The sequence below is a fragment of the Methylosinus sp. LW3 genome (assembly GCF_000527115.1).
Classification (GTDB): Bacteria; Pseudomonadota; Alphaproteobacteria; order Rhizobiales; family Beijerinckiaceae; genus Methylosinus.
In genome coordinates, this window is the sequence record NZ_AZUO01000001.1 from 1549958 (window position 1) to 1575587 (window position 25630).

Genomic DNA, 25630 nt, shown 5'->3' on the forward strand with positions numbered 1-25630 from the left:
ATGCGCTGTCCCTATTGCGGCTCGCCCGACACGCAGGTGAAAGACTCCCGGCCGGCCGAGGATTCCTCCTCGATCCGGCGTCGGCGCGTCTGTCCCGGCTGCGGCGGCCGTTTCACCACTTTCGAGCGCGTGCAGCTGCGCGAGCTGATCGTGGTGAAGAAATCGGGCCGCCGCGTGCCTTTCGATCGCGACAAGCTGATGCGCTCGCTGGAAATCGCGCTGCGCAAGCGGCCCATCGATCCCGAGCGCGTCGAGCGCATGGTCAATGGCGTCGTGCGCCAGCTCGAGAGCTCCGGCGATACGGAGATCGAGAGCACGCAGATCGGCGAATTGGTGATTCAGGGCCTCAAAACGCTCGATGACGTGGCCTATGTGCGTTTCGCCTCCGTTTATCGCGATTTTCGCGAGGTCGGCGATTTCCATGCGCTGATCGACGAATTGTCGCATAGCGAGGGCGAGCAGCGCGCGGATACGGTGGTGGACCCCGAAACCGCGCCGGGCGGGAGATGACCGCGACGAAGCCGCAATCCGAGTCTCAGACCATCATAGACGACGCCTTCATGGCGGCGGCGCTGGCGATCGGCCGGCGCAATCTCGGCCGCACCGGGCCTAATCCCGCCGTCGGCGCGATCATCGTCAAGGACGGCGTCGTCATCGCGCGCGGCTATACGGCGCTGGGCGGGCGCCCGCACGCCGAGGCGGTCGCCGTGGCCGCCGCCGGCGAGGCGGCGCGCGGGGCGACGCTCTACGCCACGCTGGAGCCGTGCTCCCATCACGGCGCGACGCCGCCTTGCGTGGACACGATCATCGCCGCTGGAATCGCCCGCGTCGTCTCCGCGCTCGAGGACCCGGACGATCGCGTCGCCGGCCGCGGCCACGCCCGGCTGCGCGAGGCCGGCGTGGAGGTGACGACCGGCGTGCGCGCCGCGCAGGCCCGCGCCGATCATCTCGGCCATATATTGCGGGTGACGCAGGGCCGGCCCATGGTCACTCTCAAGCTCGCTCAGACGGCGGATGGCTACGCCGCCGGGGCCGAGCACGACCCGCGCCTCTTCATTACCGGCGCGCTCGCCGATAGCGTCACCCATATCGAGCGCGCGCTGCACAGCGCGATCATGATCGGCTATGGCACCGCCTCGGTCGATGATCCGCTGCTCACCGTGCGCCTTCCCGGCCTCGAGGCCTTCAAGCCGCTGCGCGTGGTGCTGGACGCGCGGCTGCGCCTGTCGCGCAGCTCCCGCCTCGCCGCCACAGCGCGCGAGACGCCGACTCTCGTCATCGTCGGGGAGGGCGTCGCCGAGGCCGAGGCGCAGGATTTCGCCGCCGCTACCGGAATTGAGGTCACGCGCGCCGGCGTGGACGCCGCCGGCCGTCTCGCTCTGCGCGAGGCGCTGGGCGAGCTGGCGCGGCGCGGCATCACGCGCGTCTTCAGCGAGGGCGGCCCGCGCGTCGCCGAGAGCCTGCTCGTCGCCGCGCTCGCCGATGATGTCGTCCTTCATACCGGGCTGAGGCCGCTGGGCCGTCAGGGCCGGCTCGCGCTCACCGCGACGGCGCGCGCCATTCTCGAGGATGAGAGCCGCTATCGTCTCGCCGATACGTCCATGCTCGGCGTCGATCGCATGACACGCTACGAGAGGATCGGCTGAAATGTTCACGGGCCTCGTCACCGACGTCGGCGAAATTCTCTTCGTGGAGACGCGCGGCGAATTGCGCCGCATCGCCATCGCCTGCGCCTATCCGCTGGAGAGCATCGCCCTCGGGGCCTCCATCGCCTGCTCCGGCCCTTGCCTGACGGCGGTGGGCCTGCGCCGCGAGGGCGCCCGCACCGTGTTCGAGGTGGACGCCGCGGCCGAGACTTTGGCGCGCACCACGGCCGACGAATGGGTCGTCGGCCGCCGCATAAATCTCGAGCGCTCGCTGAAGATCGGCGACGAATTGGGCGGCCATATCGTCACCGGCCATGTCGACGGGGTGGCGACGATCGTCTCGCGCGATGATTTCGACGGCATGTCGCGCTTCTCTATCGAGGCGCCGCATGAATATGCCCGCTTCATCGCCGAGAAGGGCTCTGTGGCGCTGGACGGAACCTCGCTCACCGTGAATGCGGTGGAGGGCGACCGATTCTCCGTTCTCATCATCCCGCATACGCTCGCGGTGACGACCTGGGGCGGCTACAGGGCAGGGGACCGCCTCAACCTCGAGGTCGATCTGATGGCGAGATACGCCGCCCGGCTGGCGGAAGCGGGGAATTAGGGCGCCGTCATTGCGAGCCGTAGGCGAAGCAATCCAGAGTCGCGGGCGGAGTCTTCGATGGGAGCCGCCTCGCGATTCTGGATCGCTTCGCTGCGCTCGCGATGACGGGAGCCGCTCACGAGCTGTAGGCTTTCCCCGAAAAAATGTGTATCCATCGCCGCTTCGTTTCATAGAGCGTCGCGCGCCACCTCCCAGCCCTCCCCCGTTTCGCGGGAGAGGGAGCAGGTTGCGCACTTCATAGAGAGGTCGCGGGACGCTCGCCGCATCCCTCTCCCGCAGAGCGGGCGAGGGTGAGGGAGGGGTGCGCCCCTCCGCCCATGGAGTCGTGAATGGCAGGGTCTTACCGCGCCGATGACGATGATCTCGCGCCTGTCGAAGGCGCGCGCATTCTCGTCGTCGAATCGCATTTCAACGAAGATATCGTCGAGCTTCTGCACGAGGGCGCCGTCCATGCGCTGGAAGAGCTCGGCTGCGACGTCACCACCATCACCGTCCCCGGCGCGCTCGAGCTGGCGGCCGGCGCGGCGATAGCGCTGGACGCGGCGGAGGCCGCCGGCGCGCCATATGAGGGCGTGGTGGCGCTCGGCTGCGTCATTCGCGGCGACACCTATCATTTCGAGATCGTCGCCAATGAGAGCGCCCGCGCGCTCACCGATCTCTCCGTCTCGCGGCGCCTGCCGCTCGGCAATGGCGTCCTGACCGTGGACAATGAGGTGCAGGCGACCGTGCGCGCCGATCCCAAGCAGGGCGGGGCCGACAAGGGCGGCGACGCCGCGCTGGCGGCGCTCGCTCTGGTGCGCTTGAAGCGCAAGCTCGGGGGCCGCTCGTGAGCGTCGAGGAGAGGTCGGCGGCAAGGCTCGCCATCGTGCAGGCGCTCTATCAGATGGAGGTCGCCGGCAAGGGACTGAACGAGATCTATGCCGAATTCGAGTCGCATTGGATCGGCCGCGAGATCGAGGGCGTCCAATATAAGCCGGCCGAGCTGCAGTTCTTCCGCGACATTGTAAAGGGCGTGCTCGACAATCAGGAGACTATCGACCGCGCGCTCGATGGCGCTCTGCAGGGCGGCTGGCCGTTGCAGCGCATCGAATCGGTGATGCGCGCGATTTTGCGCGCCGGCGGCTATGAGCTGGGGTTTCGGCGCGACATACCTGTCAAAGTGGTCATCAAGGAATATGTGGACGTCGCCGGCGCCTTCTTCGGCGCGACCGAGTCGGGCATGATCAACGCCGTGCTGGATCGCCTGGCGCGACAGGCGCGGCCGGAGCATTTCGCCGAGAAGTGATCTCTCCCTCTCCCCGCTCGCGGGGAGAGGGCCGGGGTGAGGGGCTCGGGGCGTGAGCCAGAAACGGAAAACGCCCCGTGCCCCTCATCCTCACCTTCTCCCCGCAATGCGGGGAGAAGGAAGTCGGCGATGTCTCGGGCGAGGAGGAAGCGATGACAGAGCGCCGCTTCAGCGAGGACGAGCTGATCGCCGAAATCTTCGCGCCGCTTGCGGGGGAGGGCGCCTTCGGCCTGCGCGACGACGCGGCTCTGCTGCCGCTGCGTGGGGCGCAGGAGATCGTCGTCACCACCGATGCGCTGGTCGCCGGCGTGCATTTCTTCCCCGACGATCCGCCCGGCCTCGTCGCCAAAAAGGCCTTGCGCGTAAACCTCTCCGATCTCGCGGCCAAGGCGGCGGAGCCTGTGGGCTTCCTGCTCACTCTGGCGCTGCCGCCCGATTGGACCAATGATTGGGCGCGCAGCTTCGCCGCCGGCCTCGCCGAGGATGCGCAGGCCTTCGCCTGTCCGCTGCTCGGCGGCGACACGACGGCCACGCCCGGACCTCTGACCATCTCCATCACCGCCTTCGGGCGCGCGACGCGCTTCGTCTCGCGTGCGGGCGCGCGGCCGGGGGATCGCATTTTCGTTTCCGGAACCATAGGCGACGCGGCTCTCGGCCTCGGCGTCGCGCGCGGCGAGGCTTTCGCCTCGCGGCTGGGGCATGGGGCGCGGGCGACGTTGCTCGAGCGCTATCGACTGCCGCAGCCGCGCCTGCCGCTGATCGCGGCGCTGCGCGATCACGCCAGCGCCGCCATGGATGTCTCCGACGGTCTCGTCGGCGATCTCGCCAAGCTGCTTCGTGCGAGCGGGGCGAGCGCGCAGGTGGAGGTCGCCAAGGTTCCGCTCTCGGCGGCCGCGCGCGAGGCGATCGCGCTGGAGCCGGAGCTGCTCTCTCGCGCGGTCACGGGCGGGGACGATTACGAGATCCTCTGCTGCGCCTCCACCGACGCCGCCAGCGCGCTGACGCTCGCGGCGGGGGAGGCGGGGGTCGCCTTCGCCGAGATCGGCGTCGTCACAGCCGGCGCCGAGCCGCCACAATTCTACAATTCATCTGGAACTATTTTAAAATTCAGTCGTCTATCCTTCAGTCACTTCTAACCGCGCGGCGGCGCGCGACCTTTGCCGCCATTGCCGAAAACCGGCGTTTCTGGCATGACTGACGCGCTATTCCCCGGCGCCGCAGCCGTACGATTCGACTGTGGTCGGAATATCGTTGTCGCCGGGACGAAAATTGCCGCAAGCGCGGGCCACGAGAACAAATCAGCGCGCGCGGCCGAGGAACGGAGAGGGCGCAATCGTCATGGTATTGTTTCTCAGCATCGTCTTCGGACTATTGTCTGTCGCCTATGGCGTCAAGACTTGGCAAGAACTCGAGAAGGCGGACGCCGGCTCTGCACGCATGCAGGAAATATCCGGCGCCGTCGCGGAGGGCGCGCAGGCCTATCTGAAACGCCAATATACGACGATCGCCTATGTCGGCGGCGTCATCTTCGTGCTGCTCGTCATTCTGCTCGGCTGGGCGGTGGCCTTCGGCTTCCTCATCGGCGCGGTGCTCTCGGGCGCGGCCGGCTTCATCGGCATGAATGTCTCCGTGCGCGCCAATGTCCGCACCGCGCAGGCGGCGACCATCTCGCTCGCCGGCGGCCTCGACATCGCCTTCAAGGCGGGCGCGATCACCGGCCTTCTGGTCGCCGGCCTCGCTCTGCTCGGCGTCGCGATCTATTACTTCATCCTCACCGTTTTCGCGGGCTATGCGCCTTCCGACCGCACCGTCGTGGATGCGCTGGTCGCGCTCGGCTTCGGCGGCTCGCTGATCTCCATCTTCGCGCGTCTGGGCGGCGGCATCTTCACCAAGGGCGCCGATGTCGGCGCCGATCTCGTCGGCAAGGTCGAGGTCGGCATTCCGGAGGATGATCCGCGCAATCCCGCCACCATCGCCGATAATGTCGGCGACAATGTCGGCGATTGCGCCGGCATGGCGGCCGATCTCTTCGAGACCTATGTCGTAACCATTGTCGCGACCATGGTTCTGGCGTCGATCTTCTTCGCCGGACAGGCGGGGCTCTATTCGGCCATGGTCTATCCGCTGGCGATCGGCGGCCTTTCCATCGTCACCTCCATCGCCGGCACCTATTTCGTGAAGCTCGGCGCCGATGATTCCGAGCTCGGCAAGATCGCCGGACCGCTGTTCGAAAAGATCGGCGTGCCGGACACGATCATGGGCGCTCTCTACAAGGGCCTCATCGCCGCCGGCGTGCTGTCGATCGGCGGCCTCTTCCTCGCCACCACTTTCACGGTCGGCTGGGGCGAGATCGGCAAGGCCAATGGCGAGGCGATCCATGGCTATGGCCTGTTCTTCGCCGGCCTCATCGGCCTGCTGGTGACGGGCCTCATCGTCTACATCACCGAATATTACACCGGCACGGGCAAGCGTCCCGTGGTGTCGATCGCCCAGGCCTCGGTGACGGGCCATGGCACGAATGTCATTCAGGGCCTCGCCGTCTCGCTGGAAGCGACGGCGGCGCCGGCGATCGTCATCGCGCTCGGCATCATCTTCGCCTTCCAGGCCGGCGGCCTCTATGGCGTCGCCATTGCGGTGACGACCATGCTCGGCCTCGCCGGCATCATCGTTGCGCTCGACGCCTTCGGCCCCGTCACTGACAACGCTGGCGGCATTGCGGAAATGGCCGGCCTGCCCAAGGAAGTGCGCCACAATACCGACGCGCTGGACGCGGTCGGCAACACCACCAAGGCCGTCACCAAGGGCTACGCCATCGGCTCGGCGGGCCTCGGCGCTCTGGTGCTGTTCGCCGCCTATTCCAATGATCTGCGGCATTTCACCGAGACTGGCGTTCCTTACTTCAAGGATATCGGCAAGGTCGATTTCGATCTCGCCAACCCTTATGTCGTCGCCGGCCTCATCCTCGGCGGCCTCATCCCCTATCTCTTCGGCGGCATCGCCATGACGGCGGTCGGCCGCGCGGCGGGCTCCGTGGTGGAGGAGGTGCGCCGGCAGTTCAAGGAGAAGCCCGGCATAATGGACGGCTCGCAGCGGCCCGACTATGGCCGCGCGGTAGATCTGCTGACGCAGGCGGCGATCAAGGAGATGATCATCCCTTCGCTGCTGCCGGTGCTGGCGCCGATCGTCGTCTATTTCGGCGTGACCATCATCTCCGGCTCTAAAGCCAATGGCTTTGCGGCGCTGGGCGCGGCGCTGCTCGGCGTCATCGTCAACGGCCTCTTCGTCGCCGTGTCGATGACCTCCGGCGGCGGCGCCTGGGACAACGCCAAGAAGAGCTTCGAAGACGGCTTTGTCGATAAGGACGGCGTCACCCATTACAAGGGCGGCGACGCGCACAAAGCCTCGGTGACCGGCGACACGGTCGGCGACCCCTATAAGGACACCGCCGGCCCGGCCGTGAATCCGGCCATCAAGATTACCAATATCGTGGCGCTGCTGCTGCTGGCGATTTTGGCGCGGTGAGCGGATCAGCGAAACGATGATGCGAAGAGGCGGGGGAGACCCCGCCTTTTTCGTTTTGGTTTCGGTTCTTGATTTATCTTGACGTTTCTTGATAGGGGCCGATATTTGCTTTCGAGGGAGAGCGCGATGGCCGTCGTTCGAGAGAAATTCGCCACACAGGTGGATCGCGACATGTTGGCGGCGATCCGAAAGATCGCCAAGGAAGAGGGGCGGCAGCTTCAGTCGATCGTCGAGGATGCGCTCGGCGCCTATGTCGAAAAGCATGACAAGTCGCGACCGCGGCCGCATGTCATGTCCGCCTACGAGTCCAGTCTCGAGCGTTTCGGATCGCTCTATGAGAAACTGGCCAAGTGACGGATTTTCCGACCGTGGTCGAGGTGCTGGCGATCCACTATCACCAGATAGCGCGATACGGCGGCGCCCACGGCGTTCGCGACCTCGGGCAACTCGAGGCGGCGCTGTTCCGACCGCAGTCGGGATATTATTCGGACTTGATCGCTCAGGCCGCGGCGCTGTGGGAAAGCATGTCGCAAAATCATGCCTTCGTGGATGGCAACAAGCGCACGGCATTTGCCGTAATGTTCACTTTCCTGGCGATGAATGGCGTTCGGCTGACCGCTGACGCCGACGAGACATGGACCTTTCTGTCTCGTCTCTACGAAGCCGACGCCTTTCGTTTCGATGCTCTCGACCAATGGCTGAGAAGCAATACGGCCCATTGATCGTCGCGCGCCCATATTGGTCTGCCGGCCCTCACCCCAGCCGATCTCCGAACAAAAACTCCATCGCCCGATCCAGCCGGATATGCGGCAAGGGCAGGGGCTCCTTGTCGCGGCCGAGGGAGGCGATCGGCGGGCGGAACTTCAAAAAGCGGAAATCGGCGTCCTCCTCGGCCAGCGCCAGCGCGTCGCCGCGGAAGACATGGCGCGGATCGGCCGGCAATTCGCCGGGGAAGATCGCGCCCTCCGCCACGCCGTCGAAAACGTCGTCGCCGATGCGCTCGCCCTCGATCGGCGTGCCGACGATGGCGGCGAGCGATTCCCCGTCATGCTTGACGATGGCCTCGCGCGTCGCGCGCACGGCGGCGAGCGCGATCACGTCTATGGTCGCGCCGACGCCCTCGGCCCGCTCGATCGCGCGCGAGGTGAGATGCCGCAGCACGGCCTCGAGCCGATCATGGCTCGTATGGTGGAGATGATCGGCCTTGGTGGCCGCGAAGAGGATGCGGTCGATCTTCGGGCGGAAGATCGTCGAGAGCAGATTGGAGCGGCCGGTGCGAAAGGCGGTCAGCACATCGGCGAGCGCGGTCTCCAGATCGCGCACGGCGGCGGGGCCGGAGTTCAGCGCCGCGAGCGCGTCCACCAGCACGATCTGCCGATCGAGCCGGGCGAAATGATCGCGGAAGAAGGGCCGCACCACATGGGTCTTATAGGCCTCGTAGCGGCGCTCCATCATCGCCGCGAGGCTCCCGGACGGAGGCGCCGAGCCTTCCTCCACCGGCAGCGGCGCGAAGGTCAGCGCCGGCGAGCCCTCGAGCTCGCCCGGCATCAGAAAGCGCCCCGGCGGCAAGGTCGAGAGGGCGAAGCGCTCCGTCTTGGCGGAGCGCAGATAATTGGTGAATAGCGCCGCGAGCTTGCGCGTCACATCCTCGGAGGCGGGCTCCTGCGGCTCGACGCCCGCCGTCGCGCCGCGCCAATCGGCGGCGATGGTCGCGCGCGCCGCCGCGGAGGCGGCCTCCAGCGTCTCGCGCGACCATTGCGCATAGGATTTTTCCAGGAGCGGCAGGTCGAGCAGCCATTCGCCGGGATAATCGACGATGTCTATGTCCAGCCGCGCCGGACCGGGGCGGAAGCTCGACAGCAGCCCGGCGGATTTGCGGTCATATTCCAGCGTGACGCGCAGCTCGGAGATACGCCGAGTCGATTGCGGCCAATGGCGATCGGCGCCGGTCAGCGCGGAAAGATGCTCCTCATAGGAGAAGCGCGGCACGGCGTCGTCCGGCTGTGGATCGAGATGGGCGCTGCGCAGGCGATTCTCGGCGGCGACGCGGAAGACGGGAAGCTGATTCTTGCGGCCATGCGCGGCGTCGCGCGCGGCGACGGCGCGCGTCAGATGATGCACCAGCGAGGTGATGAACACCGTCTTGCCGGAGCGCGACAGGCCGGTGACGCCGAGCCGCAAGCGCCCGCCCGCCAGAAAGTCCTTGAGGCTGGCGGCGGCGACGGTGGTGTCGAAGAGAAGATCGGAAATCTGCGACAAGGTGGCGGCTCGGGCGTGCGGGGTCGCCCTTCGTGTAACAAGCGGCCGGCGATTTGGGTAGGGCGCGCAATGTTCGCCAGCGCACAAACGCCAGGGAGAGCGGCGGCTAATCTCCACACATCGCAAACGACGCGAAACACAAAACGGAGCAAACCCCAATGAAGAAGCTTTTCCTGACCCTGGGCCTGATCGCGGGCTTCGTCTTCAGCGCCGCTGGCGCGCAGGCCTTCAATCCGCAGCCCGATCCGCCCGGCGTTCATGGCGGCGACGAGTGAGAGCAGCGGCGATATTTTTTCGAACAGTCACGAAATTTCGGAGCAAATCCCAATGAAGAAGCTTTTCCTGACCCTCGGCCTGATCGCGGGCTTCGTCTTCAGCGCCGCCGGCGCGCAGGCCTTCAATCCGCAGCCCGATCCGCCCGGCGTCCACGGCGGCGACGAGTGAGAGCGGCGGCGATATTTTTTCGAACAGTCACGAAATTTCGGAGCAAACCCCAATGAAGAAGCTTTTCCTGACCCTGGGCCTGATCGCGGGCTTCGTCTTCAGCGCCGCTGGCGCGCAGGCCTTCAATCCGCAGCCCGATCCGCCCGGCGTCCACGGCGGCGATGAGTGATACGGCCCATCCTCCTTCTCCCCGCTCGTGCTGCTCGTGGGGGGGAAGGAAGGCGGCCACGCCGCGCGAGCCGATCAGCCGAAGATCGCGGGAGGCCGCGCTTCAGTCCGGCTCGTCGGCGATTCCGCCGCGCAGATCGCCCGGAGTCACGAATCGCTCGAGGTGGCCGGCGCCTTCGCCGACCATCGCCCAATCCTCGGCGTCGAAATCCAGCACCGCCAGCGCCGCGGTCGGATATTTGGAGCGCATGCGGGTGAGCGCCTCCGGCTCGCCATCGGAGGCGAGGGCCGAGGCGAGCTCGGCAAAGCCGGGATTATGCCCGATGGCGAGCAGAGTGGATATTTCTGCCGGCGTCTGACGCACGGCGTCCAGCAGCCGATCGGGCGTCGCGAGATAGAATTCGTCGTCCAGCCGGCGCTCGACCTCCTTGGGGAAGGCCTCGAGCGTCAGATCCAGCGTCCGTTTGGCCCGACGCGCGTCGGAGGCGACGGCGAGATCCGGCGCCAGCCCGGCCTCGGCCAGATAGCGGCCGACGGAGCGGGCGTCCTCCTCGCCGCGCTTCGTCAGCGGGCGCTGGCGGTCGCCTCCCGCGGAATGGGCGTCGGCTTTGGCGTGGCGCAGCAGGATGAGACGTCGCATCATTCTTTCGGCCCGATCGCTAGACGGCGGCCCGGAGCGGAAGCGCCCCGAGCGACATTTTTTCGTAAAAGGCGCCCGCAGGCGCGCCGGAGCCTGTCCGGCCGGAAATCACTCTTTGCCGATCATAGCGAAAGTTTCGCGACGCGGCGCGCCCATATGCGTGGCGCCGCCCGCCGGTCCCGCGAGCGAAATGCCGCGCTGATCCGCTCGCGCGCGAGGTTTTCGAAGCGCCTCGGTTGCGCTATAGCAATTTCCCCAATGGCGGCCAGCCGCCGTTCCGCGCGCCCGAGGACGGAAATCTCTTGCGCGCGGCGGACTTTGTCGATTGGCGGCGCTCGCGCCGTGGGAACTGGGGGAAGGGAACGCATGATCCGCGAATTCCAATATCGTGGCGAAACTTTCAGGGTCAACGCGCATGGCGTCGCCGGGCACGAGGAGGTGTTCATCATGCACCTCGTCGAGGGCGAGGAAGAGGGCGAGATCTCCATCGATCGCATGACCGAGGAGAACGACACCAGCGCGCCGATCGACGCCATCTGCGTGATGCTGTGTGACAAGCTCATCATCGAGAACAGCATCGCCGTCGCTGATCCGGACGGAGCCTTCGCCTGGGTCGAGATGAAGACGCAGCGTGACGTGCTGCCGACGCGCGACGACTGGGCCGCGCACTGAGACGGCGCCGGCCCGCCGCGAGCGTGGGCCGGCGGCGAGTATTCTTTGTCGAGAGGCCGCCTCGTGCGGCTTCTCGACGAAAAGCGGCGCGCAGCCGCGCCACGGATTTTTACGCATGAGCTCCGACCTCGCCGCGCCTGCGGCCGAACGGATCGATTTCACGCATTTTTTGGCCGTCGACATTCGCATCGGCACGATCGTCGCCGCCCATGCCTTTCCCGAGGCGCGCAAGCCCGCCTATAAGCTCGAGATCGATTTCGGCCCTGGCCTCGGCGTGAAGCGCTCCAGCGCGCAGATCACGGCGCATTACGATGTTTCGACGCTGGTCGGGCGTCAGGTGGCGGCGGTGGTGAATTTCCCGCCGCGGCAGATCGGCAAATTCATGTCCGAGGTGCTGACGCTCGGCTTTCCGGACGAAAATGGCGATGTGGTGCTGGTCGCGCCGGAGCGGGCCGTGCCGAATGGAGCGCGGTTGTATTGAGGGGGCGGCGGCTCGCCGCTTTATTTGAAGACGTTGAACCAACCGAACAGATCCACCAGAGACTCGAATGTCTCCAGCCAGCCGTTCCAGGCGAATATCCGCTCTCGAATCGTCGGTGGTTCTTGTTCCGACATCGTCGCGGCGGAACCGTCGTCCCGCTCCCCTCGAATTGAAATTTCGAGTCTGTATGCTATTGTCATACGCATGAAAGAGCAATCCACCGCAACCTCCGTCCTGAGCGTCCGGGTCTCGCCCGATGAGCGCGCGCTGCTCGAGGAGGCGGCGGCTCAGTCGCGCATGACGTTGAGCGAATTCATGCGTCGCAAAGCCGTGGAGGCGGCGGAGGCCGAAGTGCTCGAGCGTGGCGTCGTCGCCATACCGGCGAAAGATTGGGAGGCGTTCGAGGCGTGGCTGGAACGTCCCGCCGAGCCGATAGCTGCGCTTTCAGCATTGGCGCGCCGAACGCCCTCTTGGAAAAAATGAAGATCGCGGCGCCGTCGCCGCCGCGGCCGCTCCGGGAAAGCGACGACCGCAGCCAGTTCGATTGCGGGCGAGCGTCCCTCAATGACTGGTTTCGCCGCCGCGCGTGGATCAACCACCTCAATGACGTGTCGCGCGTCAATGTGATGACGGCCGGCGACACGGGCCTCATTGTCGCCTATGTGGCGATGAGCGCGGCGCAGATCGAGCGCGCCTATCTGCCGAAGCCGCAGCAACGCAATCGCCCCGACCCCGTGCCCGTCCTACTGCTCGGACAGCTCGCTGTGGACAAAGCTTGTCAGGGAAGGGGATACGCCGCCGACCTTCTCTTCTTTGCTTTCGAGACAGCCTTGCGCGTTTCCGAGATCATCGGCGGCGCCGGCCTCGTCACGCATCCGCTCGACGACAAGGCGCGGAGCTTCTACGCGCGATGGGGGTTTTGCGAGCTGCCCTATGATCCGCGCCGCGCGATGATTATTCGCATGGCGGATCTGCGGGCGAGTTTCGCTGGGCGTTCTTGAAACTGTGAAGCGAGCGCGAGCCTTCAGGCTCGCATTTTCTCGCCTCTATCGGCTGATGGGGATCAAGCTCCGTAGGCGATCGCTCCTCAAATAGAGAGCGCCCCAGAGCGCTATGCCCACATAGACGCCGAACAGCGTGTGGCTGAAAAGCGGGCTGCCGATACGCATATGTGTCGCGACGGCGCCGCCGAGATATGCGGTGAGCAATATGGCCCCGAGAATGGAGGTTCTCGGCATCGCGTATAACGCTGTGCTTATCAGCAAGACGAGCCCGAGCGGGACGACGGTCGCCGTCGGCCAGCCGAGCTGCGCCGTCGTTTCCAACACGATGGGAAGCTGCGCGAGCTTCATGGCCACGTCCATCAGCATGAACAGGCCCACCAGTCCGGTGAGGCCATAGCCGGTCCATCGCATCCAGTTTCCAGTCGCGGCCGTGTCCGATCGTGTCATATGCGCCTTCCTTCCTTCGAGGCTCGCAGAGTCGTTGCTTTCGATATGCGCCGCTATTCGGGGAGCTGTGGTTTCCCGCCCTTGAGCACAGCGTAAATTGCCATGGCGTGGCCGTGACCGAGCCCGAAATCCTCTTTGAGCCACTTGACGATCTCGCCGGCCTTGACGCCTTTCTCGACCGTTCCTCGTCGCGTGAAGCCCTTCTCCTCGGCGAGCTTCCTGAAGTCGTCGGCGTCCTTGCCCGTCTTCGCTTTGATGTTGTCGAGATAGGCTTGGAACGTCATGGGCGATCTCTTGGAGATGCACATATTGAATATAGTGAGATGTATCTAAAATGGCGGCGAGTGGCAAGCGGCGATATGCATCAGCGCTTCGGAGCCGATCCGCCGAGGCGACGAAGACTCGCGTTCTCGACGCTGCGAAGGAGCTGTTCACGAATCAGGGCATAGACGGGGTGACGATCGCCCGGATCGCCGAAACAGCGGGCGTCGCCGCGGCGACCGTTTATGCGCTGTTCAAATCCAAGGAGGGCATTCTTCGCGCCCTCATGCGCGCGTCCCTTTTCGGGCAGAAATTTCAGGACGCGCTCGCCCTGCTCGAAGGAGTGACCGACCCTGTCAGTTTGATCGCGCTGACGGCGCATGTGGCGCGCGCCATTTACGAGAGCGAAAGCGCCGAGCTCGGTCTATTTCGCGGCGTTTCGGCTTTTTCACCCGCGCTTCGCAAGATGGAGCAAGAATTCGAGACGACCCGATTCGAGATGCAGGAAAAGCGCGTCGATCACCTCTTCGCGAAAGCGAAGCAGCGGGAGGGGCTCCGATTGGACGAGGCGCGGCGCATTCTCTGGATGTACACGAGCCGCGAGATCTATCGAATGCTCGTGCATGAGGGCGGCTGGACGCCGGATCGGTATCAGCAATGGCTGTCCGAAACGCTGGTGCGCGCGCTGGTGGATGACGCGGCGGGACGAGAATGGGCGTCCTCGCGGGATTGAATTGCGAGGCCGCCTATTTCGAGCTCGGCGCCTTTCTTTGTCTCACGTCTGCCCCGGCCGCAGCCGGTAGAAGATATGATTGCCGATCTTGTCCATCTTCTTCAGCTGCTTGGCCCAGCGCGGCTTCACATAATTCGCATGGTAATGCGTCGAGCGGCCCACATCCGAAATATAGGTGTGTCCGTTCATCACCTCGTCGGCGACGCGCTGCGCCGTAGCCCAGGAATCGGGCTCGGTGACGCGCAGCTTGCGGCCTTCGCAGGCGAAGGAGAATTGGCAGGCCTTGTAATGGCTGCGGTTCTGATAGACGACGCCGCAGACGCTGGTCGGATAGAGGCCCGACGACACGCGGTTCAGCACCACTTGCGCCACCGCGGCCTGACCCGCCTCCGGCTCGCTGCGCGATTCGAAATAGACCGCCTCGGCGAGGCAGCGCTTCTCTCGCGCCAGCTTGTCCGGGTCGATCAGCGAGGCGTAATCGGGCGGCGCCTTCATGTCCTTCAGCGCGTGCGAGGGCGCGAAGGAGGCGACGGCGATCGGCACCGCGTCGGGCTGCGCCGGCGTGGAGGAGGCGAGCGCCGCGGCGCGCGCGACCTGCGGGGTGGCGCCATGGGCGGCGCGCTCGCGCATCGCCTCGAGATTGCGCTGCGTCGTCGCCGAGCCGCGCTGCGTGGGCGAGGCCTGGCCATTGCCGCGCTGCGTCGTCGGCGCGCCGCCGGAATCGGCGGGGAGGTCGGACGCTTCCGGGCCGGCGAGGGAGATGGTCGTCGTTTCGCCATCGGCGCCGAGCGAAACCTCCACCGTCTCGCCGTCATTGCGCCGCGTGTCGAAGGAGGGGCGCATGGCGATGACGGGATCGCCCTTCTTGGTGCGGTCCACCTCGGGGAAAGCCTCGGCATGGGGCTTCAGCGCGTCATGAGGCTCGCGCTCGTCCGGCTGCGCGTGAATATCCTCCTGCGAGCCGATGGCGAGGCGCGCCGTCTGCATGCGCGCCAGATGCGGCGCTATGTTCCAGCCTTGCGAAGGGTCCTGGCCGGCGGCCGCGGTGAAGGACACCAACAGGCCAGCGCCCAGCCACCAGGGCGCGATGACGCCTATGGCCCAGCTCACTCCCGACCGACGACCCATACGCTGACGCCCCGTCTCGACTCGCGAAGCGTGGCCGAAACGCCACACGCAAACGCAGAAAAGCTTACGGGGAAAACTTATCGCGCATTAGGCTTGCGGGTCGGTTAAGGCGGCGCTCTTCGCATGTCCCGCTTTGGATCATTCGGCTTCCGGCTGATTGGTTCGCGCGGTGTTTGCCGTCTTCCTTCTCCCCGCGTGCGGGGAGAAGGTGAGGATGAGGGGCTCGGGGCGTTTTCCGTCTGTGGCTCACGCCCCGAGCCCCTCACCCCGGCCCTCTCTCCGCTCTCGCGGGGAGAGGGGGGAACGCGCCGAACCATCCAGCCGGAAAGTCGTATCAGTCGCCGAGGAGGTGGGCGACGAGCTCGCGCGTCTGCGCGCCGTGGCGATGCTCGAAGAGATAGATCGCCTGCCATGTCCCCAGAACCAATGCGCCGCGCGACAGCGGGATGGAAAGCTGAGTTTGTGTCAGCGCCGTGCGTATATGGGCGGGCATATCGTCCGGGCCTTCGGTGTCGTGCTCATAGAGACCATCGCCCTCGGGCGCGAGGCCCGCGAAGGCGCGCTCGAGATCGCGCAGCACGGCCGGATCGGCGTTCTCCTGAATGGTGAGCGAGGCTGATGTGTGCCGGCAGAACAGCGTCAGCAGGCCGGTCGTCAGCCCCTCGCCGCGCGCCCAGGCGGAGATGACGCGGGTGATGTCGTAAAAGCCCTTGCCGCGGGTTTCGACATGGAAGTGATGGAGCAATTGGCGCATGGGCGCAATGTGCGTGCGGCGTGCGGCGAAGTCCAGCATGGCGCAGGCAGGTGAGGGGAGGCGGAACACGGGCGCGGCGGTAGTTCTGTATTCGTTCTATGGATTATCGGAAGCGGCGACTGGATCGTCAAATTATTAGGGGACCGTTAATCAACGCGCGCGAGCCTGCGTTCATTGAGTTTTTACAATGTTTACTTTCCTAGGAGGGACCTATGTGGCGATTCTTCACCACGCTTGGCCTCGTGGCCGTTTGGGGCGTCCTCGGGTTGCAACAAGGATTCGGCGCGCCGCAATCTCGAAAGCCTATCGCGCTCGGGGCGGCGGCGAGCGCCGAGCCTCTCGTTTGGCAGCCCCCAGCGGAAATCGCAGATAAAGCTCTCGCAAAGGATGAGGTGACGGGCTCGGTCGGCGGCGAGCGCAGCGACGCGCATGGGTCCGCGTCGATCGATGCGGCGGCGTTCGAGAAGTTGCGCACCGAGGTGTCGGCGTTGCGCCGCGCGATCGACACGATTTCCACCCATGAAAACCAGTCGTCCGAACATGCGGCGACGGCCGGCGGCGTCGTCAAGGCGATAAGAGGAGTCGAAAAACGGCTCGCCGTTCTCGAGGCGCGCCGTTCTTCGCGATCGACGGTCGCGGGCTCGTCCGTTCCGCGGCCTTGACGGGCGAATTTCGAGCGAACGGGGCTGCGCTCCCCGTTCGACTCGCGCGCTTGAAAATCGTCGACGCGGCTCACATCGTCCCGGCTGCGGCCTCTTTGCCCAGCGCCGCCTGCGCCGCGGCGAGCCGCGCGATCGGCACGCGATAGGGCGAGCAGGAGATATAATCGAGGCCGACGCTCTCGAAGAAGGAGATGGAGGCCGGGTCGCCGCCATGCTCGCCGCAAATGCCGAGCTTGATCGAAGGGCGAACGGCGCGAGCGCGCTCGGCGGCGATACGCACCAGCTCGCCGACGCCCTGCTGATCGATGGTCACAAAAGGATCGGCCGCCAATATGCCCTTTTGCGTATAGGCGCCGAGGAAGGAGCCGGCGTCGTCGCGCGAGACGCCGAGCGCCGTCTGGGTGAGATCATTGGTGCCGAAGGAGAAGAATTCGGCCGTCTCGGCGATCTCGGCGGCGCGCAGGCAGGCGCGCGGCAGCTCGATCATCGTGCCGATGTGATATTTGGGCGAGAGGCCGGTTTCGTCCTCCACCGCTTTGGCCATCGCCCTTATGCGCTCGGCGACGAAATCGAGCTCCGCCTTCGAGAAGACCAGAGGCACCATGATCTCGACCATCGCCGGAACGCCGGTCTGCGCGGCGGAGGCGATCGCCGCCTCGAAGATCGCGCGCGCCTGCATCTCGGCGATCTCGGGAAAGGCCACGGCGAGGCGCACGCCGCGAAAGCCGAGCATAGGGTTGAACTCGGAGAGCTCCTTGGCGCGCTGGCGCAGCTTGGCCGGATCGGCGCCCATGGCCTGCGCCACCTCGGCGATCTCGGATTCCGTATGCGGCAGGAACTCGTGCAGCGGCGGGTCCAGCAGGCGGATCGTTACCGGCAGGCCGGCCATGATCTCGAACAGCTCCTGAAAATCGCCGCGCTGGATCGGCAGCAGCTTGGCGAGCGCAGCGCGGCGGCCCTCGACATCATCGGCGAGGATCATTTCCCGCACGGCGACGATGCGATCGTCTTCGAAGAACATGTGCTCGGTGCGGGCGAGGCCGACGCCCTCGGCGCCGAAGCGCCGCGCCGCGCGCGCATCGGCCGGCGTCTCGGCGTTGGCGCGCACGCGCATGCGGCGGGCCTTGTCCGCCCATTCCATCAGCACGGCGAATTCGCCGGTGAGCTCGGGCTGGCGCATCTTCACCGCGCCGGCGATCACGCGCCCGGCCGAGCCGTCTATGGTGACGAGATCGCCCTTGGAAAAACGCCGCCCGGCGACGGAAAAGCTCTGATCCTCGTAATTGACGCGGATCGCGCCGACGCCGGAGACGCAGGGCTTGCCCATGCCGCGCGCCACCACGGCGGCGTGCGAGGTCATGCCGCCGCGCGTCGTCAAAATGCCCTCGGCGGCGTGCATTCCGCCAATGTCTTCCGGGCTCGTCTCGACGCGCACCAGAATGATCTTGCGGCCCTGCGCGGAGAGTTCCTCCGCCTCCTCGGCGTCGAAGACGATCTCGCCGACGGCGGCGCCGGGCGAGGCGGGCAGACCGCTGGCCAAAATCGTCGGCTTCACATCCGGGTCGATGGTCGGATGCAGCAATTGGTCGAGCGACAGAGGATCGATGCGCAAAATCGCTTCGTCGCGCGTGATGAGCCCCTCATTGGCCATATCCACGGCGATCTTCAGCGCGGCCGGCGCGGTGCGCTTGCCGGTGCGCGTCTGCAGCATCCAGAGCTTCCCGCGCTCGACGGTGAACTCCATGTCCTGCATGTCGCGATAATGCTTCTCGAGCAGAGCCGAGACGTGGCGGAACTCCTCGAACACATCCGGCAGCGCCGCCTCCATGGAGGGGCGGTTGGAGCCGCCGGCGCGGCGCGCCGCCTCGGTGATCGATTGCGGCGTGCGAATGCCGGCGACGACATCCTCGCCCTGGGCGTTGATGAGGAACTCGCCATAGAGCTCGCTCACGCCGGTCGAGGGGTTGCGGGTGAAGGCGACGCCGGTCGCGGAATTATCGTCCATATTGCCGAAGACCATGGCCTGCACATTGACGGCCGTGCCCCAATCCTCGGGAATACTGTGCAGCTGCCGGTAGATGACGGCGCGATGATTCATCCAGGAGGAGAAAACGGCGCTGATCGCGCCCCATAATTGCTCGCGCGGCTCCTGTGGAAAGGGGCGGGCAGTCGCTTTCTCGACAATCGTCTTGAATGTGTCGACGATAAAGCGCCAATCATCGGCCGAAAGATCCGTGTCGAGCGAGAGGCTCTTCTTCTCCTTATAATGCTCGAGCGCGTCCTCGAACTCGTGATGCTCGAGGCCGAGCACCACTGTCGCGTACATTTCGATGAAGCGACGGTAGGAATCATAGGCGAAACGCTCATTGCCGGCGATCGCCGCCAGCGCCCCGACGGTTTCGTCGTTGAGGCCGAGGTTCAGCACCGTATCCATCATGCCGGGCATTGAGGCGCGGGCGCCGGAGCGCACCGAGACCAGCAGCGGCCATTTCGACTCGCCGAAACTATGGCCGGCGAGCTTGCCGAGACGCTCCAGCGCCGCGTCGATCTGCGCGCCGAGCTCGGCCGGATAGGTCTTGCCATTCGCATAGAAATGCGAGCAAACCTCGGTCGTTATGGTAAAGCCCGGGGGAACCGGCAGGCCGAGCCCGGCCATTTCGGCGAGATTGGCTCCCTTGCCGCCGAGCAGGTTCTTCATCGCGGCCGCGCCTTCGGCCGCGCCGCCGCCGAAATTATAGACCCATTTGGTCATAGCATCATTTTCCGGGCGCCACGCTGCGGCGCAACATACAAGAACCGGACCGCCGAGAGCTTCCCACGAGGGTTTCGCATATTCGAGCTCACGCTCGCAACCGGCGGCGTCGGCGAGAGGCTGGTCCTTTGTTGCAAAATAGGTCGGCCGAGACGAATATTCCGTGAACAGCGGCCCCGCCTGCGCAGAAAAGGGACGCTCGTCCCGGAGCATGGCGAGCGGCGCGCTTTTCTGGTCTAATGCGAATTCCGCGAGGAGAGCTTCGGGACGGCGCCATGATCGACGACCAGTATGAGCGTTCGCGCGCCGGAGCGGTCGGCGGCAAGACCGTCTCGCATGAGATCGGCCAGCCCCTGGACGCGCTCTCGGTCGCCGAATTCGACGAGCGCATCGCGCTGCTGCGCGCCGAGATCGAGCGGCTGGAGCAGGCGCGCGCCGCCAAGGCGGCCTCGCTCGCCGCCGCCGACGCGTTTTTCAAGAAATAGATCGGCGATTTGCTTTGCCGGGCCGCGCGCCTATAGGTTGGCGCCTGTTTTCGCTCCCGCCGGCAGGGCGATTCGTCCGCTGGCGCTCAAGGACCCGTCCATGCGCGTTCTCGGCATTGAAACCACCTGCGACGAGACGGCGGTCGCCGTCGTGGCCTCGCGCATCGGCGGCGATGGCGGCGACATTCTCTCCAATGAGGTGATGAGCCAGATCGCCCAGCATGCGGCCTATGGCGGCGTGGTGCCGGAGATCGCGGCGCGCGCCCATATCGATGTGCTGGAACGGCTGATCGTCCGCGCGCTGGACACGGCGGGAACCGATATCGCCGGCGTCGACGCCATAGCGGCCTCGGCCGGGCCGGGCCTCATCGGCGGCATTCTGGTCGGTCTCACCGCGGCCAAGGCGCTGGCGCTGGCCGCCGACAAGCCCTTCATCGCCGTCAATCACCTCGAGGCCCACGCGCTCACCGGCCGCCTGACCGAGCGGCTGGATTTCCCCTATCTCGCTCTGCTGGTTTCCGGCGGCCACACGCAGCTCGTCGCCGTGCTGGGCGTCGGCGATTACAAGCGGCTCGGCTCGACAGTGGATGACGCGGCCGGCGAGGCCTTCGACAAGGTCGCGAAAATGCTCGGCCTTCCCTATCCCGGCGGCCCGCATATCGAGCGTTTGGCGGAGGAGGGCGATCCGGCCCGTTTCGATTTTCCGCGTCCCATGTTCGGCCGTGAGGGGGCGGATTTCTCGCTCTCCGGCCTCAAGACCGCGGTGCGCCAGGAGATCGCCCGGATCGGAACGCCGACCGAGCGCGACGTCGCCGATCTCGCCGCCTCCTTCCAGGCGGCGATCGTCGATGTGCTGGTCGATCGCGTTCGCTCTGGCCTGCGCATCTTCACGCAGAGCGGCGGCCAGCCCAATGGCCTCGTCATCGGCGGCGGAGTCGGCGCCAATGGCGCGATCCGCCGCGCGCTCACCCGCCTCTGCGCCGAGACGGGGCTGCGCTTCGTCTCGCCGCCGCCGGGCCTCTGCTCCGACAATGGCGCCGTCGTCGCCTGGGCCGGGCTCGAGCGCTTTGCGCGCGGGATGACGGATGATCTGACCTTCGCCGCCCGCCCGCGCTGGCCGCTCGACGCCAACGCCGGCGCGCTCCATCACGGCAAAGCCTGAGCGGGGGCGATGCCTTCGGCGGGGCGGATGAGATGAAGCGGCTCTTGCTGGCCGCGGCGGCGACCTTCTCGGTTCCGCCGCAGCCCGGCGGCCTGCTGTCGCAGGAGCCGCTCGCCGTCGGCGTGCGCGTTTTCTACGGACCGCGCCCCGGCTTCGAGGATCTCGATCTGCGCCTCATCGGCGGCGCCAAAAAATCCATCGACATGGCCGCCTATGTCCTCACCGATCGTGCGGTGATCTCCGCGCTGGGCGCCGCCGCCATGCGCGGCGTGCGCGTGCGCATCTATATCGATGGCGAGGAGCGCGGCGGCCTCAGCCCGGCCCTGGAGGCCATAGCTGCGGCGCGCAACATGCAGATCAAGCGCAAGGGCCGCTCGCGCGATCTGATGCATTTGAAGTCCTATCAGGTGGATGGTCGGGCGCTGCGCAGCGGCTCGGCCAATTTTTCCGTCTCGGGCGCCGAATTCCAGGACAATGACCTCATATTGATCGAGAGCCCGGCCGCGGTCGAGCAATTCGAGGAGACTTTCGAGCGGCTATGGGCGCGTTCGGACAATCAGAAGATCGGGACGAGATGACGAGCGAGGAGAAGATCGCCGTGTTGGGCGCAGGCGCCTGGGGCACGGCGCTCGCCAATGTGGCCGCGACCGGACGCACGGGCGTCGTGCTCTGGGGCCATGACCCCGCGCATACCGCCGCTCTCGCGCGCGACCGCGAGAACCGCGCCTATCTGCCGGGCCTGCCGCTGGCGGCGGGCGTCGCGCCTCACGCCGATCTTTCGGCCGTGGCGGGCGCCGGCGTCGTGCTCTCGGTCGTTCCGGCGCAGGCGATGCGCGAAGTGGCGCGACGCTTTCGCGACATTCTCGCGCCGGGAACGGCTTTCGTCATCTGCTCCAAGGGCATAGAGCGCGGCACGCGGCGCTTCATGAGCGAGGTGGCGGCGCAGGAATTGCCGCAGGCGCAGATCGCCATTCTCTCTGGCCCGAGCTTCGCCGCCGATGTCTGCCGCGGCCTGCCGACGGCGGTGACGCTCGCCGCGCGCGACGAGGCTCTGGCCAAGCGCCTCTGCGAGACATTGTCGACGCGCGCCTTCCGCCTCTATCGCTCTACCGATGTTCTGGGCGTCGAGATCGGCGGCGCGGCGAAGAATGTTCTCGCCATCGCCAGCGGCATGGCGGCGGGCAGGGCGCTCGGCGCCAGCGCCGGCGCCGCGCTGATCGCGCGCGGCTTCGCCGAGTTGACCCGGCTCGGCCGCGCCTATGGCGTCAATCAGGAGACTTTGATGGGCCTCTCCGGTCTCGGCGATCTGGTGCTCACCTGCGGCTCGGCGCAATCGCGCAATTTCGCGCTGGGCGCGGCGCTGGGGCGCGGCGAGGCGCCGCTCGAGGCCGCCCATGGCAAGCTCGCCGAGGGCGCCTTCACCGCCGCGGCGCTCGTGGCCATGGCCAAGGAGCGCGGCGTCGAAATGCCGATCGCCGAGGCTGTGGATGCGATCCTGTCGGGCGCGATCGGCGTCGATCAGGCGATAGAGGCGCTGCTGATGCGGCCGCTGAGGGCCGAGGCTTGAGCTTTCGTTGACGGCTTGGTGATAGAGTCTCGACCTGGTCGTTTCTCGCAACGTTCGTCGTCTTCCTTCTCCCCGTTTACGGGGAGAAGGTGAGGATGAGGGGCTCGGGGCGTTTTCCGTCTGTGGCTCACGCCCCGAGCCCCTCACCCCGGCCCTCTCCCCGCGAGCGGGGAGAGGGAGCGATAGCCGCGCTGATCGGCCGAAACCGAGAGACGATATTGCGTTGAATGAGGGCGAGCCATCACGCTCACACTCACTTTCCGATTTTGCGAGCCATCGTGGATCTCTCCGCGCCCCCTCCCCAACCCTCCCCCGCTTTGCGGGAGAGGGAGCAGATTCCGCGCGTCATCGACGTTTCGCGTAACGTCGCCGTTCCCCTCTCTCGCGAAGCGGTAGAGGGTGAGGGAGGGGGCCTCGGTGCCTTCCGTTACGCCCTCATCGCCCTTACCCTGCTCGGCGCGGCGCTGCGCCTCTACGCCGCGCAGGGCGATCTCTGGCTCGATGAAATCTGGACGCTGAACCTGCTCGAGCGGGCGCATTCCTTCGGCGATGTCTTCATCGGCCTGCATCACGACAATAATCACGTCGCCAATTCCGCCTGGCTCTATCTCATCGGCCCAAACGCCTCGGTTCCGCTGATGCGATTGGCGGCGGTCGCGTTCGGGACGCTGGCCATTCCCGCCGCCGCGGCCGCGAGCCGTCGCTATTGCGCGGCCGCCGGCCTCCTCGCGGCTTTCGTCTTCGCGACCTCCTATTTCTTCGTCCATTACGGCTCGGAGGCGCGCGGCTATGCCGGCATGACGCTCGCCGTGCTGCTGGCCTATGGTCTCGTGGACGCCATTCTGGCCGAGGGCGCCTCCTGGCGACGCCTGCTGGCGCTGGCGGCGGCGATCGGCTTCGGGACCTTCTCCCATCTCACCATGATCGAGGCGAGCGGCGCGCTGGCGCTCACGGCGTTGCTGCGGTTTCGCCGCAGCACTCTCGGCCGGGCGGTCGCCATAGGGGCTGTCGCCGGGCTCGCCAGCCTTCCGGCGCTGTTCTGCTTCGCCTATGGCGCGCTGGCGCCGGATTTTCAGGTCGGGGCCATGGTTCCGCTGAGCCCGGCGATCTTCGCCGAGGGCGTCGCGGGAATGGCGCGGGCGACCTTGGGATTTCCGCGCGGCGTCGATGATTTCGCCCTTCTCGGCGCCGCGGGCCTGCTCGCCCTCGGCCTGCTGGCGGTTCTGCCGGCGGAGCGGCGGGTTTTCCCGGCCATCGCCGTCTTCGGCCTGCCGCTGCTGCATATCGCCGCCGGCCTGCCGAGTCAGCAATATCCGCGCTTTCACGCCACCGCGGCGATCGGCCTGGCTCTGCTCGCCGCCGAAGGCTGCGCCGCCCTCTATCGTGCTGGAGCATTGCGGCGCGGGGCGGCGGCAGTCCTGCTCGGCGCCTTCGCCATAGGCGACGCCGGGCGGCTCGCCGATTTCTACCGCGACGGCCGCGGCCATTACGCCGATGCGGTGAAGATCATGGCCGAGCGCAAGGAGGCGCCCTACGCCGTCGATTTCGCGCGCGGCGAGACGAAGGCGGTCGTCGCCTATCACGCTCGCAAGCTGGGCGTCGTCGCGACGATGGTCTCGCCGGCTGAATGGTGCGCGACGCCGCCGGCCTTTCTGCTGGTGGTCGATCTGCCCGATTCACAGGCGGAACATGCAGAGAGGCGCTCCGCCGGGCCGCAGGATTGCCGCTCGGCCTTCCTGCGCCGCGGATATTTCCCGGCCTCGGGCCTCTCGGGCTTCGCCTGGACGCTCTATGAGCGCGAGAATCCAGAGATGGAGATCACAAAGTCGGCGCGATGACGCGGACGCGCTTCTTGACGCCATCGGCGCCGACGATCTCGCGCGTCGTCTCATGCGCGTCGACCGGGCGCTTCTCCGGTTGCGCCGCCTCCGTGGCGGGAAGGTTGGGCGAGACGGCGCCGCGCGCGGCGCGCACGCCGATCGGCCGCGACATCTCCTCCGCCTTCTCCGCCGAGACGACGAGATCGCCCTTATTGCGCTCGGCCAGCAGCCGCTCCGCCTCGGCGAGCGTCTCCGCCCAGCTGCGGCCGGGCGGCCGGCAGGAGCAGGTCGGATCATAGCTCTTGGTGAATTTCAGCGCATTGGGATGGTCGCCATAGGCTTCGCCATCCATCGACACCGCTGTCTCTATGTCGCGCGAGGGCGAGCGCGTGTAGAGCGCTACTTCCACATTTGGGCATTGCGCGCGGCACAATTCCTGGAGATCGGCGAGATTGGCGCGCCGCGCCGAATAGCTGATGGGGAAGAAGCCGCCGTCGCAGGCGCGCACGCAGACGGCCAGCGAGCCGCCGCGCGCGACAGGCCCGCCATTGTCGTCCTCGTCGCGTTCCTGCTGCCCGTTGAGGGGCAGCTCGCGGACCGGCGTCGGCTCCTCCTCCTGCGAGCCGAACAGCTCCTCGAAAATATTGCGCTGGCGGGAGGCGACGCGCACCGGCTGCTGCGGCTGCCGGCACTGCTGATCGAAGCGCGCCTGCAGCGCCTGCCGCTGGCCGTCGCCGGAGTTTTGCTGGAGCGAGGCGAGGTTGGAGCGCATCTGCGCGATGCGGCCGTTGATCGCGCCGCATTGCGCCGGCGGCGCGCTGCCGAAGAAGAGGAACTGCTGCCGGTCGCAGCCGATGGAACGCCCATAGGCGACCGTGCGGTCGATCTCCTTCTGCTGGGTCGCGGCGGCGGCGCGATAGCGGGCGGAGCCGCTATTATTGCCGGCGGCGGCGATCTGCGCCCGCAGATTGTCGCAATAGGCCGATTGCGCCATCGCCTGCGCGGAGAGCAGAGCGGCGGCGGCCAGAACGAGTGCGCCCGCGAGGCGTCGCAACGGCCCCTTTCGGGAAAGCGTCTTCCGAATGATATGTTTCGCCGACATTGGTCCTATATTTCGCGATTCGAAAGGCG

At 66.6% G+C, this 25630-nt stretch carries 28 protein-coding genes; 20 read left to right on the forward strand and 8 right to left on the reverse strand.

Going from position 1 to position 25630, the window contains the following annotated elements; all coding sequences use genetic code 11:
• The 9 genes from nrdR (at position 1) to METLW3_RS25325 (ending at position 7782) form a co-directional block, all read left to right on the forward strand.
• The gene (nrdR, locus tag METLW3_RS0107765) at positions 1-510 is read left to right on the forward strand and encodes a transcriptional regulator NrdR (protein WP_024879391.1); all 510 of its coding nucleotides are present in this window, start codon (positions 1-3) and stop codon (positions 508-510) included.
• Positions 507-1646: a bifunctional diaminohydroxyphosphoribosylaminopyrimidine deaminase/5-amino-6-(5-phosphoribosylamino)uracil reductase RibD gene (gene ribD / locus METLW3_RS0107770; protein ID WP_024879392.1), complete on the forward strand. Its 1140-nt coding sequence runs from the start codon at positions 507-509 to the stop codon at positions 1644-1646. The genes nrdR and ribD overlap by 4 nt, the downstream gene beginning before the upstream one ends.
• A 1-nt stretch (position 1647) precedes the next feature.
• Entirely contained in the window at positions 1648-2253 is a 606-nt protein-coding gene (locus tag METLW3_RS0107775; RefSeq protein WP_024879393.1) for a riboflavin synthase, read from the forward strand.
• A gap of 329 nt (positions 2254-2582) precedes the next feature.
• Positions 2583-3083, forward strand: coding sequence for a 6,7-dimethyl-8-ribityllumazine synthase (gene ribH, locus METLW3_RS0107785; protein ID WP_024879394.1), 501 nt, complete (start codon positions 2583-2585; stop codon positions 3081-3083).
• Positions 3080-3538 (forward strand): transcription antitermination factor NusB, encoded by a 459-nt coding sequence (gene nusB, locus METLW3_RS0107790; protein ID WP_024879395.1) that lies wholly within the window; start codon positions 3080-3082, stop codon positions 3536-3538. The genes ribH and nusB overlap by 4 nt, the downstream gene beginning before the upstream one ends.
• Positions 3539-3690: 152 nt before the next feature.
• The gene (gene thiL / locus METLW3_RS0107795) at positions 3691-4674 is read left to right on the forward strand and encodes a thiamine-phosphate kinase (RefSeq protein WP_024879396.1); all 984 of its coding nucleotides are present in this window, start codon (positions 3691-3693) and stop codon (positions 4672-4674) included.
• A gap of 202 nt (positions 4675-4876) precedes the next feature.
• Positions 4877-7060: a sodium-translocating pyrophosphatase gene (locus tag METLW3_RS0107800; RefSeq protein WP_024879397.1), complete on the forward strand. Its 2184-nt coding sequence runs from the start codon at positions 4877-4879 to the stop codon at positions 7058-7060.
• Positions 7061-7186: 126 nt separating this feature from the next.
• On the forward strand, positions 7187-7414 hold the full coding sequence (locus METLW3_RS0107805) for a hypothetical protein (RefSeq protein WP_024879398.1): 228 nt from the start codon (positions 7187-7189) through the stop codon (positions 7412-7414).
• Positions 7411-7782: a type II toxin-antitoxin system death-on-curing family toxin gene (locus tag METLW3_RS25325; RefSeq protein WP_036308748.1), complete on the forward strand. Its 372-nt coding sequence runs from the start codon at positions 7411-7413 to the stop codon at positions 7780-7782. The genes METLW3_RS0107805 and METLW3_RS25325 overlap by 4 nt, the downstream gene beginning before the upstream one ends.
• A gap of 31 nt (positions 7783-7813) precedes the next feature.
• Here METLW3_RS25325 and METLW3_RS0107815 read toward each other — a convergent pair whose 3' ends face one another.
• A complete protein-coding gene (locus tag METLW3_RS0107815; RefSeq protein ID WP_024879399.1) occupies positions 7814-9319 on the reverse strand; it encodes a YcjX family protein in 1506 nt (501 codons plus the stop codon).
• Between the two features lie 715 nt (positions 9320-10034).
• Complete coding sequence (locus tag METLW3_RS0107835) at positions 10035-10574, reverse strand: histidine phosphatase family protein (RefSeq protein ID WP_348625811.1); 540 nt, start codon at positions 10572-10574, stop codon at positions 10035-10037.
• A gap of 363 nt (positions 10575-10937) precedes the next feature.
• Here METLW3_RS0107835 and METLW3_RS0107845 point away from each other — a divergent pair, with 363 nt between their 5' ends.
• From METLW3_RS0107845 to METLW3_RS0107865, 4 genes are all read left to right on the forward strand, one after another.
• Entirely contained in the window at positions 10938-11243 is a 306-nt protein-coding gene (locus METLW3_RS0107845) for a hypothetical protein (protein ID WP_024879401.1), read from the forward strand.
• Between the two features lie 115 nt (positions 11244-11358).
• On the forward strand, positions 11359-11724 hold the full coding sequence (locus METLW3_RS0107850; protein WP_024879402.1) for a tRNA-binding protein: 366 nt from the start codon (positions 11359-11361) through the stop codon (positions 11722-11724).
• 204 nt (positions 11725-11928) lie between these two features.
• Positions 11929-12207 (forward strand): DUF1778 domain-containing protein, encoded by a 279-nt coding sequence (locus tag METLW3_RS0107860; protein WP_024879403.1) that lies wholly within the window; start codon positions 11929-11931, stop codon positions 12205-12207.
• Positions 12204-12725: a GNAT family N-acetyltransferase gene (locus METLW3_RS0107865; protein WP_036308750.1), complete on the forward strand. Its 522-nt coding sequence runs from the start codon at positions 12204-12206 to the stop codon at positions 12723-12725. The genes METLW3_RS0107860 and METLW3_RS0107865 overlap by 4 nt, the downstream gene beginning before the upstream one ends.
• Positions 12726-12770: 45 nt before the next feature.
• On the opposite strand, the gene METLW3_RS0107870 is transcribed toward METLW3_RS0107865, so the two are convergent.
• Both METLW3_RS0107870 and METLW3_RS0107875 read right to left on the reverse strand, forming a co-directional pair.
• Complete coding sequence (locus tag METLW3_RS0107870; RefSeq protein WP_024879405.1) at positions 12771-13175, reverse strand: DoxX family protein; 405 nt, start codon at positions 13173-13175, stop codon at positions 12771-12773.
• A 53-nt stretch (positions 13176-13228) separates the two neighbouring features.
• Positions 13229-13459 (reverse strand): DUF4287 domain-containing protein, encoded by a 231-nt coding sequence (locus METLW3_RS0107875; protein WP_024879406.1) that lies wholly within the window; start codon positions 13457-13459, stop codon positions 13229-13231.
• Between the two features lie 50 nt (positions 13460-13509).
• On the opposite strand from METLW3_RS0107875, the gene METLW3_RS0107880 reads away from it, so the two are divergent.
• Positions 13510-14169 (forward strand): TetR/AcrR family transcriptional regulator, encoded by a 660-nt coding sequence (locus METLW3_RS0107880; protein ID WP_024879407.1) that lies wholly within the window; start codon positions 13510-13512, stop codon positions 14167-14169.
• 42 nt (positions 14170-14211) lie between these two features.
• Here METLW3_RS0107880 and METLW3_RS0107885 read toward each other — a convergent pair whose 3' ends face one another.
• Together METLW3_RS0107885 and METLW3_RS0107890 are read right to left on the reverse strand one after the other, a co-directional pair.
• On the reverse strand, positions 14212-15297 hold the full coding sequence (locus METLW3_RS0107885; protein ID WP_024879408.1) for a cell wall hydrolase: 1086 nt from the start codon (positions 15295-15297) through the stop codon (positions 14212-14214).
• A 334-nt stretch (positions 15298-15631) separates the two neighbouring features.
• Positions 15632-16051, reverse strand: a complete 420-nt coding sequence (locus tag METLW3_RS0107890) for a secondary thiamine-phosphate synthase enzyme YjbQ (protein ID WP_024879409.1) — start codon at positions 16049-16051, stop codon at positions 15632-15634.
• A gap of 392 nt (positions 16052-16443) precedes the next feature.
• Between METLW3_RS0107890 and METLW3_RS28160 the strand changes: the two genes are divergently transcribed.
• Positions 16444-16713, forward strand: coding sequence for a hypothetical protein (locus METLW3_RS28160; protein ID WP_157516536.1), 270 nt, complete (start codon positions 16444-16446; stop codon positions 16711-16713).
• 70 nt (positions 16714-16783) lie between these two features.
• Here METLW3_RS28160 and ppdK read toward each other — a convergent pair whose 3' ends face one another.
• Positions 16784-19465 carry a pyruvate, phosphate dikinase gene (gene ppdK / locus METLW3_RS0107900; protein WP_024879411.1) on the reverse strand — a complete coding sequence of 894 codons (2682 nt, stop codon included), beginning with the start codon at positions 19463-19465 and terminating at the stop codon, positions 16784-16786.
• 275 nt (positions 19466-19740) lie between these two features.
• Here ppdK and METLW3_RS0107905 point away from each other — a divergent pair, with 275 nt between their 5' ends.
• The 5 genes from METLW3_RS0107905 (at position 19741) to METLW3_RS0107925 (ending at position 24517) form a co-directional block, all read left to right on the forward strand.
• On the forward strand, positions 19741-19950 hold the full coding sequence (locus tag METLW3_RS0107905; protein WP_024879412.1) for a DUF1192 domain-containing protein: 210 nt from the start codon (positions 19741-19743) through the stop codon (positions 19948-19950).
• A 100-nt stretch (positions 19951-20050) separates the two neighbouring features.
• Positions 20051-21112, forward strand: a complete 1062-nt coding sequence (tsaD, locus tag METLW3_RS0107910) for a tRNA (adenosine(37)-N6)-threonylcarbamoyltransferase complex transferase subunit TsaD (protein WP_024879413.1) — start codon at positions 20051-20053, stop codon at positions 21110-21112.
• Between the two features lie 32 nt (positions 21113-21144).
• The gene (locus METLW3_RS0107915; RefSeq protein WP_024879414.1) at positions 21145-21690 is read left to right on the forward strand and encodes a phospholipase D-like domain-containing protein; all 546 of its coding nucleotides are present in this window, start codon (positions 21145-21147) and stop codon (positions 21688-21690) included.
• The gene (locus tag METLW3_RS0107920) at positions 21687-22679 is read left to right on the forward strand and encodes an NAD(P)H-dependent glycerol-3-phosphate dehydrogenase (RefSeq protein WP_024879415.1); all 993 of its coding nucleotides are present in this window, start codon (positions 21687-21689) and stop codon (positions 22677-22679) included. Before METLW3_RS0107915 ends, METLW3_RS0107920 begins: the two co-directional genes overlap by 4 nt.
• A 278-nt stretch (positions 22680-22957) precedes the next feature.
• The gene (locus METLW3_RS0107925) at positions 22958-24517 is read left to right on the forward strand and encodes a hypothetical protein (protein WP_157516537.1); all 1560 of its coding nucleotides are present in this window, start codon (positions 22958-22960) and stop codon (positions 24515-24517) included.
• On the opposite strand, the gene METLW3_RS0107930 is transcribed toward METLW3_RS0107925, so the two are convergent.
• Positions 24498-25553, reverse strand: a complete 1056-nt coding sequence (locus tag METLW3_RS0107930; RefSeq protein ID WP_245267254.1) for a DUF2865 domain-containing protein — start codon at positions 25551-25553, stop codon at positions 24498-24500. The genes METLW3_RS0107925 and METLW3_RS0107930 overlap by 20 nt on opposite strands.
• Between the last annotated feature and the right edge of the window lie 77 nt (positions 25554-25630).

What these genes read in the sequence shown, in the direction of transcription:
- nrdR (WP_024879391.1), top strand. Translation starts at nt 1, where the DNA reads ATGCGCTGTCCCTATTGCGGCTCGCCCGACACGCAGGTGAAAGACTCC.
- ribD (WP_024879392.1), top strand. Translation starts at nt 507, where the DNA reads ATGACCGCGACGAAGCCGCAATCCGAGTCTCAGACCATCATAGACGAC.
- METLW3_RS0107775 (WP_024879393.1), top strand. Translation starts at nt 1,648, where the DNA reads ATGTTCACGGGCCTCGTCACCGACGTCGGCGAAATTCTCTTCGTGGAG.
- ribH (WP_024879394.1), top strand. Translation starts at nt 2,583, where the DNA reads ATGGCAGGGTCTTACCGCGCCGATGACGATGATCTCGCGCCTGTCGAA.
- thiL (WP_024879396.1), top strand. Translation starts at nt 3,691, where the DNA reads ATGACAGAGCGCCGCTTCAGCGAGGACGAGCTGATCGCCGAAATCTTC.
- METLW3_RS0107800 (WP_024879397.1), top strand. Translation starts at nt 4,877, where the DNA reads ATGGTATTGTTTCTCAGCATCGTCTTCGGACTATTGTCTGTCGCCTAT.
- METLW3_RS0107805 (WP_024879398.1), top strand. Translation starts at nt 7,187, where the DNA reads ATGGCCGTCGTTCGAGAGAAATTCGCCACACAGGTGGATCGCGACATG.
- METLW3_RS0107835 (WP_348625811.1), bottom strand. Translation starts at nt 10,574, where the DNA reads ATGATGCGACGTCTCATCCTGCTGCGCCACGCCAAAGCCGACGCCCAT.
- METLW3_RS0107845 (WP_024879401.1), top strand. Translation starts at nt 10,938, where the DNA reads ATGATCCGCGAATTCCAATATCGTGGCGAAACTTTCAGGGTCAACGCG.
- METLW3_RS0107850 (WP_024879402.1), top strand. Translation starts at nt 11,359, where the DNA reads ATGAGCTCCGACCTCGCCGCGCCTGCGGCCGAACGGATCGATTTCACG.
- METLW3_RS0107860 (WP_024879403.1), top strand. Translation starts at nt 11,929, where the DNA reads ATGAAAGAGCAATCCACCGCAACCTCCGTCCTGAGCGTCCGGGTCTCG.
- METLW3_RS0107865 (WP_036308750.1), top strand. Translation starts at nt 12,204, where the DNA reads ATGAAGATCGCGGCGCCGTCGCCGCCGCGGCCGCTCCGGGAAAGCGAC.
- METLW3_RS0107870 (WP_024879405.1), bottom strand. Translation starts at nt 13,175, where the DNA reads ATGACACGATCGGACACGGCCGCGACTGGAAACTGGATGCGATGGACC.
- METLW3_RS0107875 (WP_024879406.1), bottom strand. Translation starts at nt 13,459, where the DNA reads ATGACGTTCCAAGCCTATCTCGACAACATCAAAGCGAAGACGGGCAAG.
- METLW3_RS0107880 (WP_024879407.1), top strand. Translation starts at nt 13,510, where the DNA reads ATGGCGGCGAGTGGCAAGCGGCGATATGCATCAGCGCTTCGGAGCCGA.
- METLW3_RS0107885 (WP_024879408.1), bottom strand. Translation starts at nt 15,297, where the DNA reads ATGGGTCGTCGGTCGGGAGTGAGCTGGGCCATAGGCGTCATCGCGCCC.
- METLW3_RS0107890 (WP_024879409.1), bottom strand. Translation starts at nt 16,051, where the DNA reads ATGCGCCAATTGCTCCATCACTTCCATGTCGAAACCCGCGGCAAGGGC.
- ppdK (WP_024879411.1), bottom strand. Translation starts at nt 19,465, where the DNA reads ATGACCAAATGGGTCTATAATTTCGGCGGCGGCGCGGCCGAAGGCGCG.
- METLW3_RS0107905 (WP_024879412.1), top strand. Translation starts at nt 19,741, where the DNA reads ATGATCGACGACCAGTATGAGCGTTCGCGCGCCGGAGCGGTCGGCGGC.
- tsaD (WP_024879413.1), top strand. Translation starts at nt 20,051, where the DNA reads ATGCGCGTTCTCGGCATTGAAACCACCTGCGACGAGACGGCGGTCGCC.
- METLW3_RS0107915 (WP_024879414.1), top strand. Translation starts at nt 21,145, where the DNA reads ATGAAGCGGCTCTTGCTGGCCGCGGCGGCGACCTTCTCGGTTCCGCCG.
- METLW3_RS0107920 (WP_024879415.1), top strand. Translation starts at nt 21,687, where the DNA reads ATGACGAGCGAGGAGAAGATCGCCGTGTTGGGCGCAGGCGCCTGGGGC.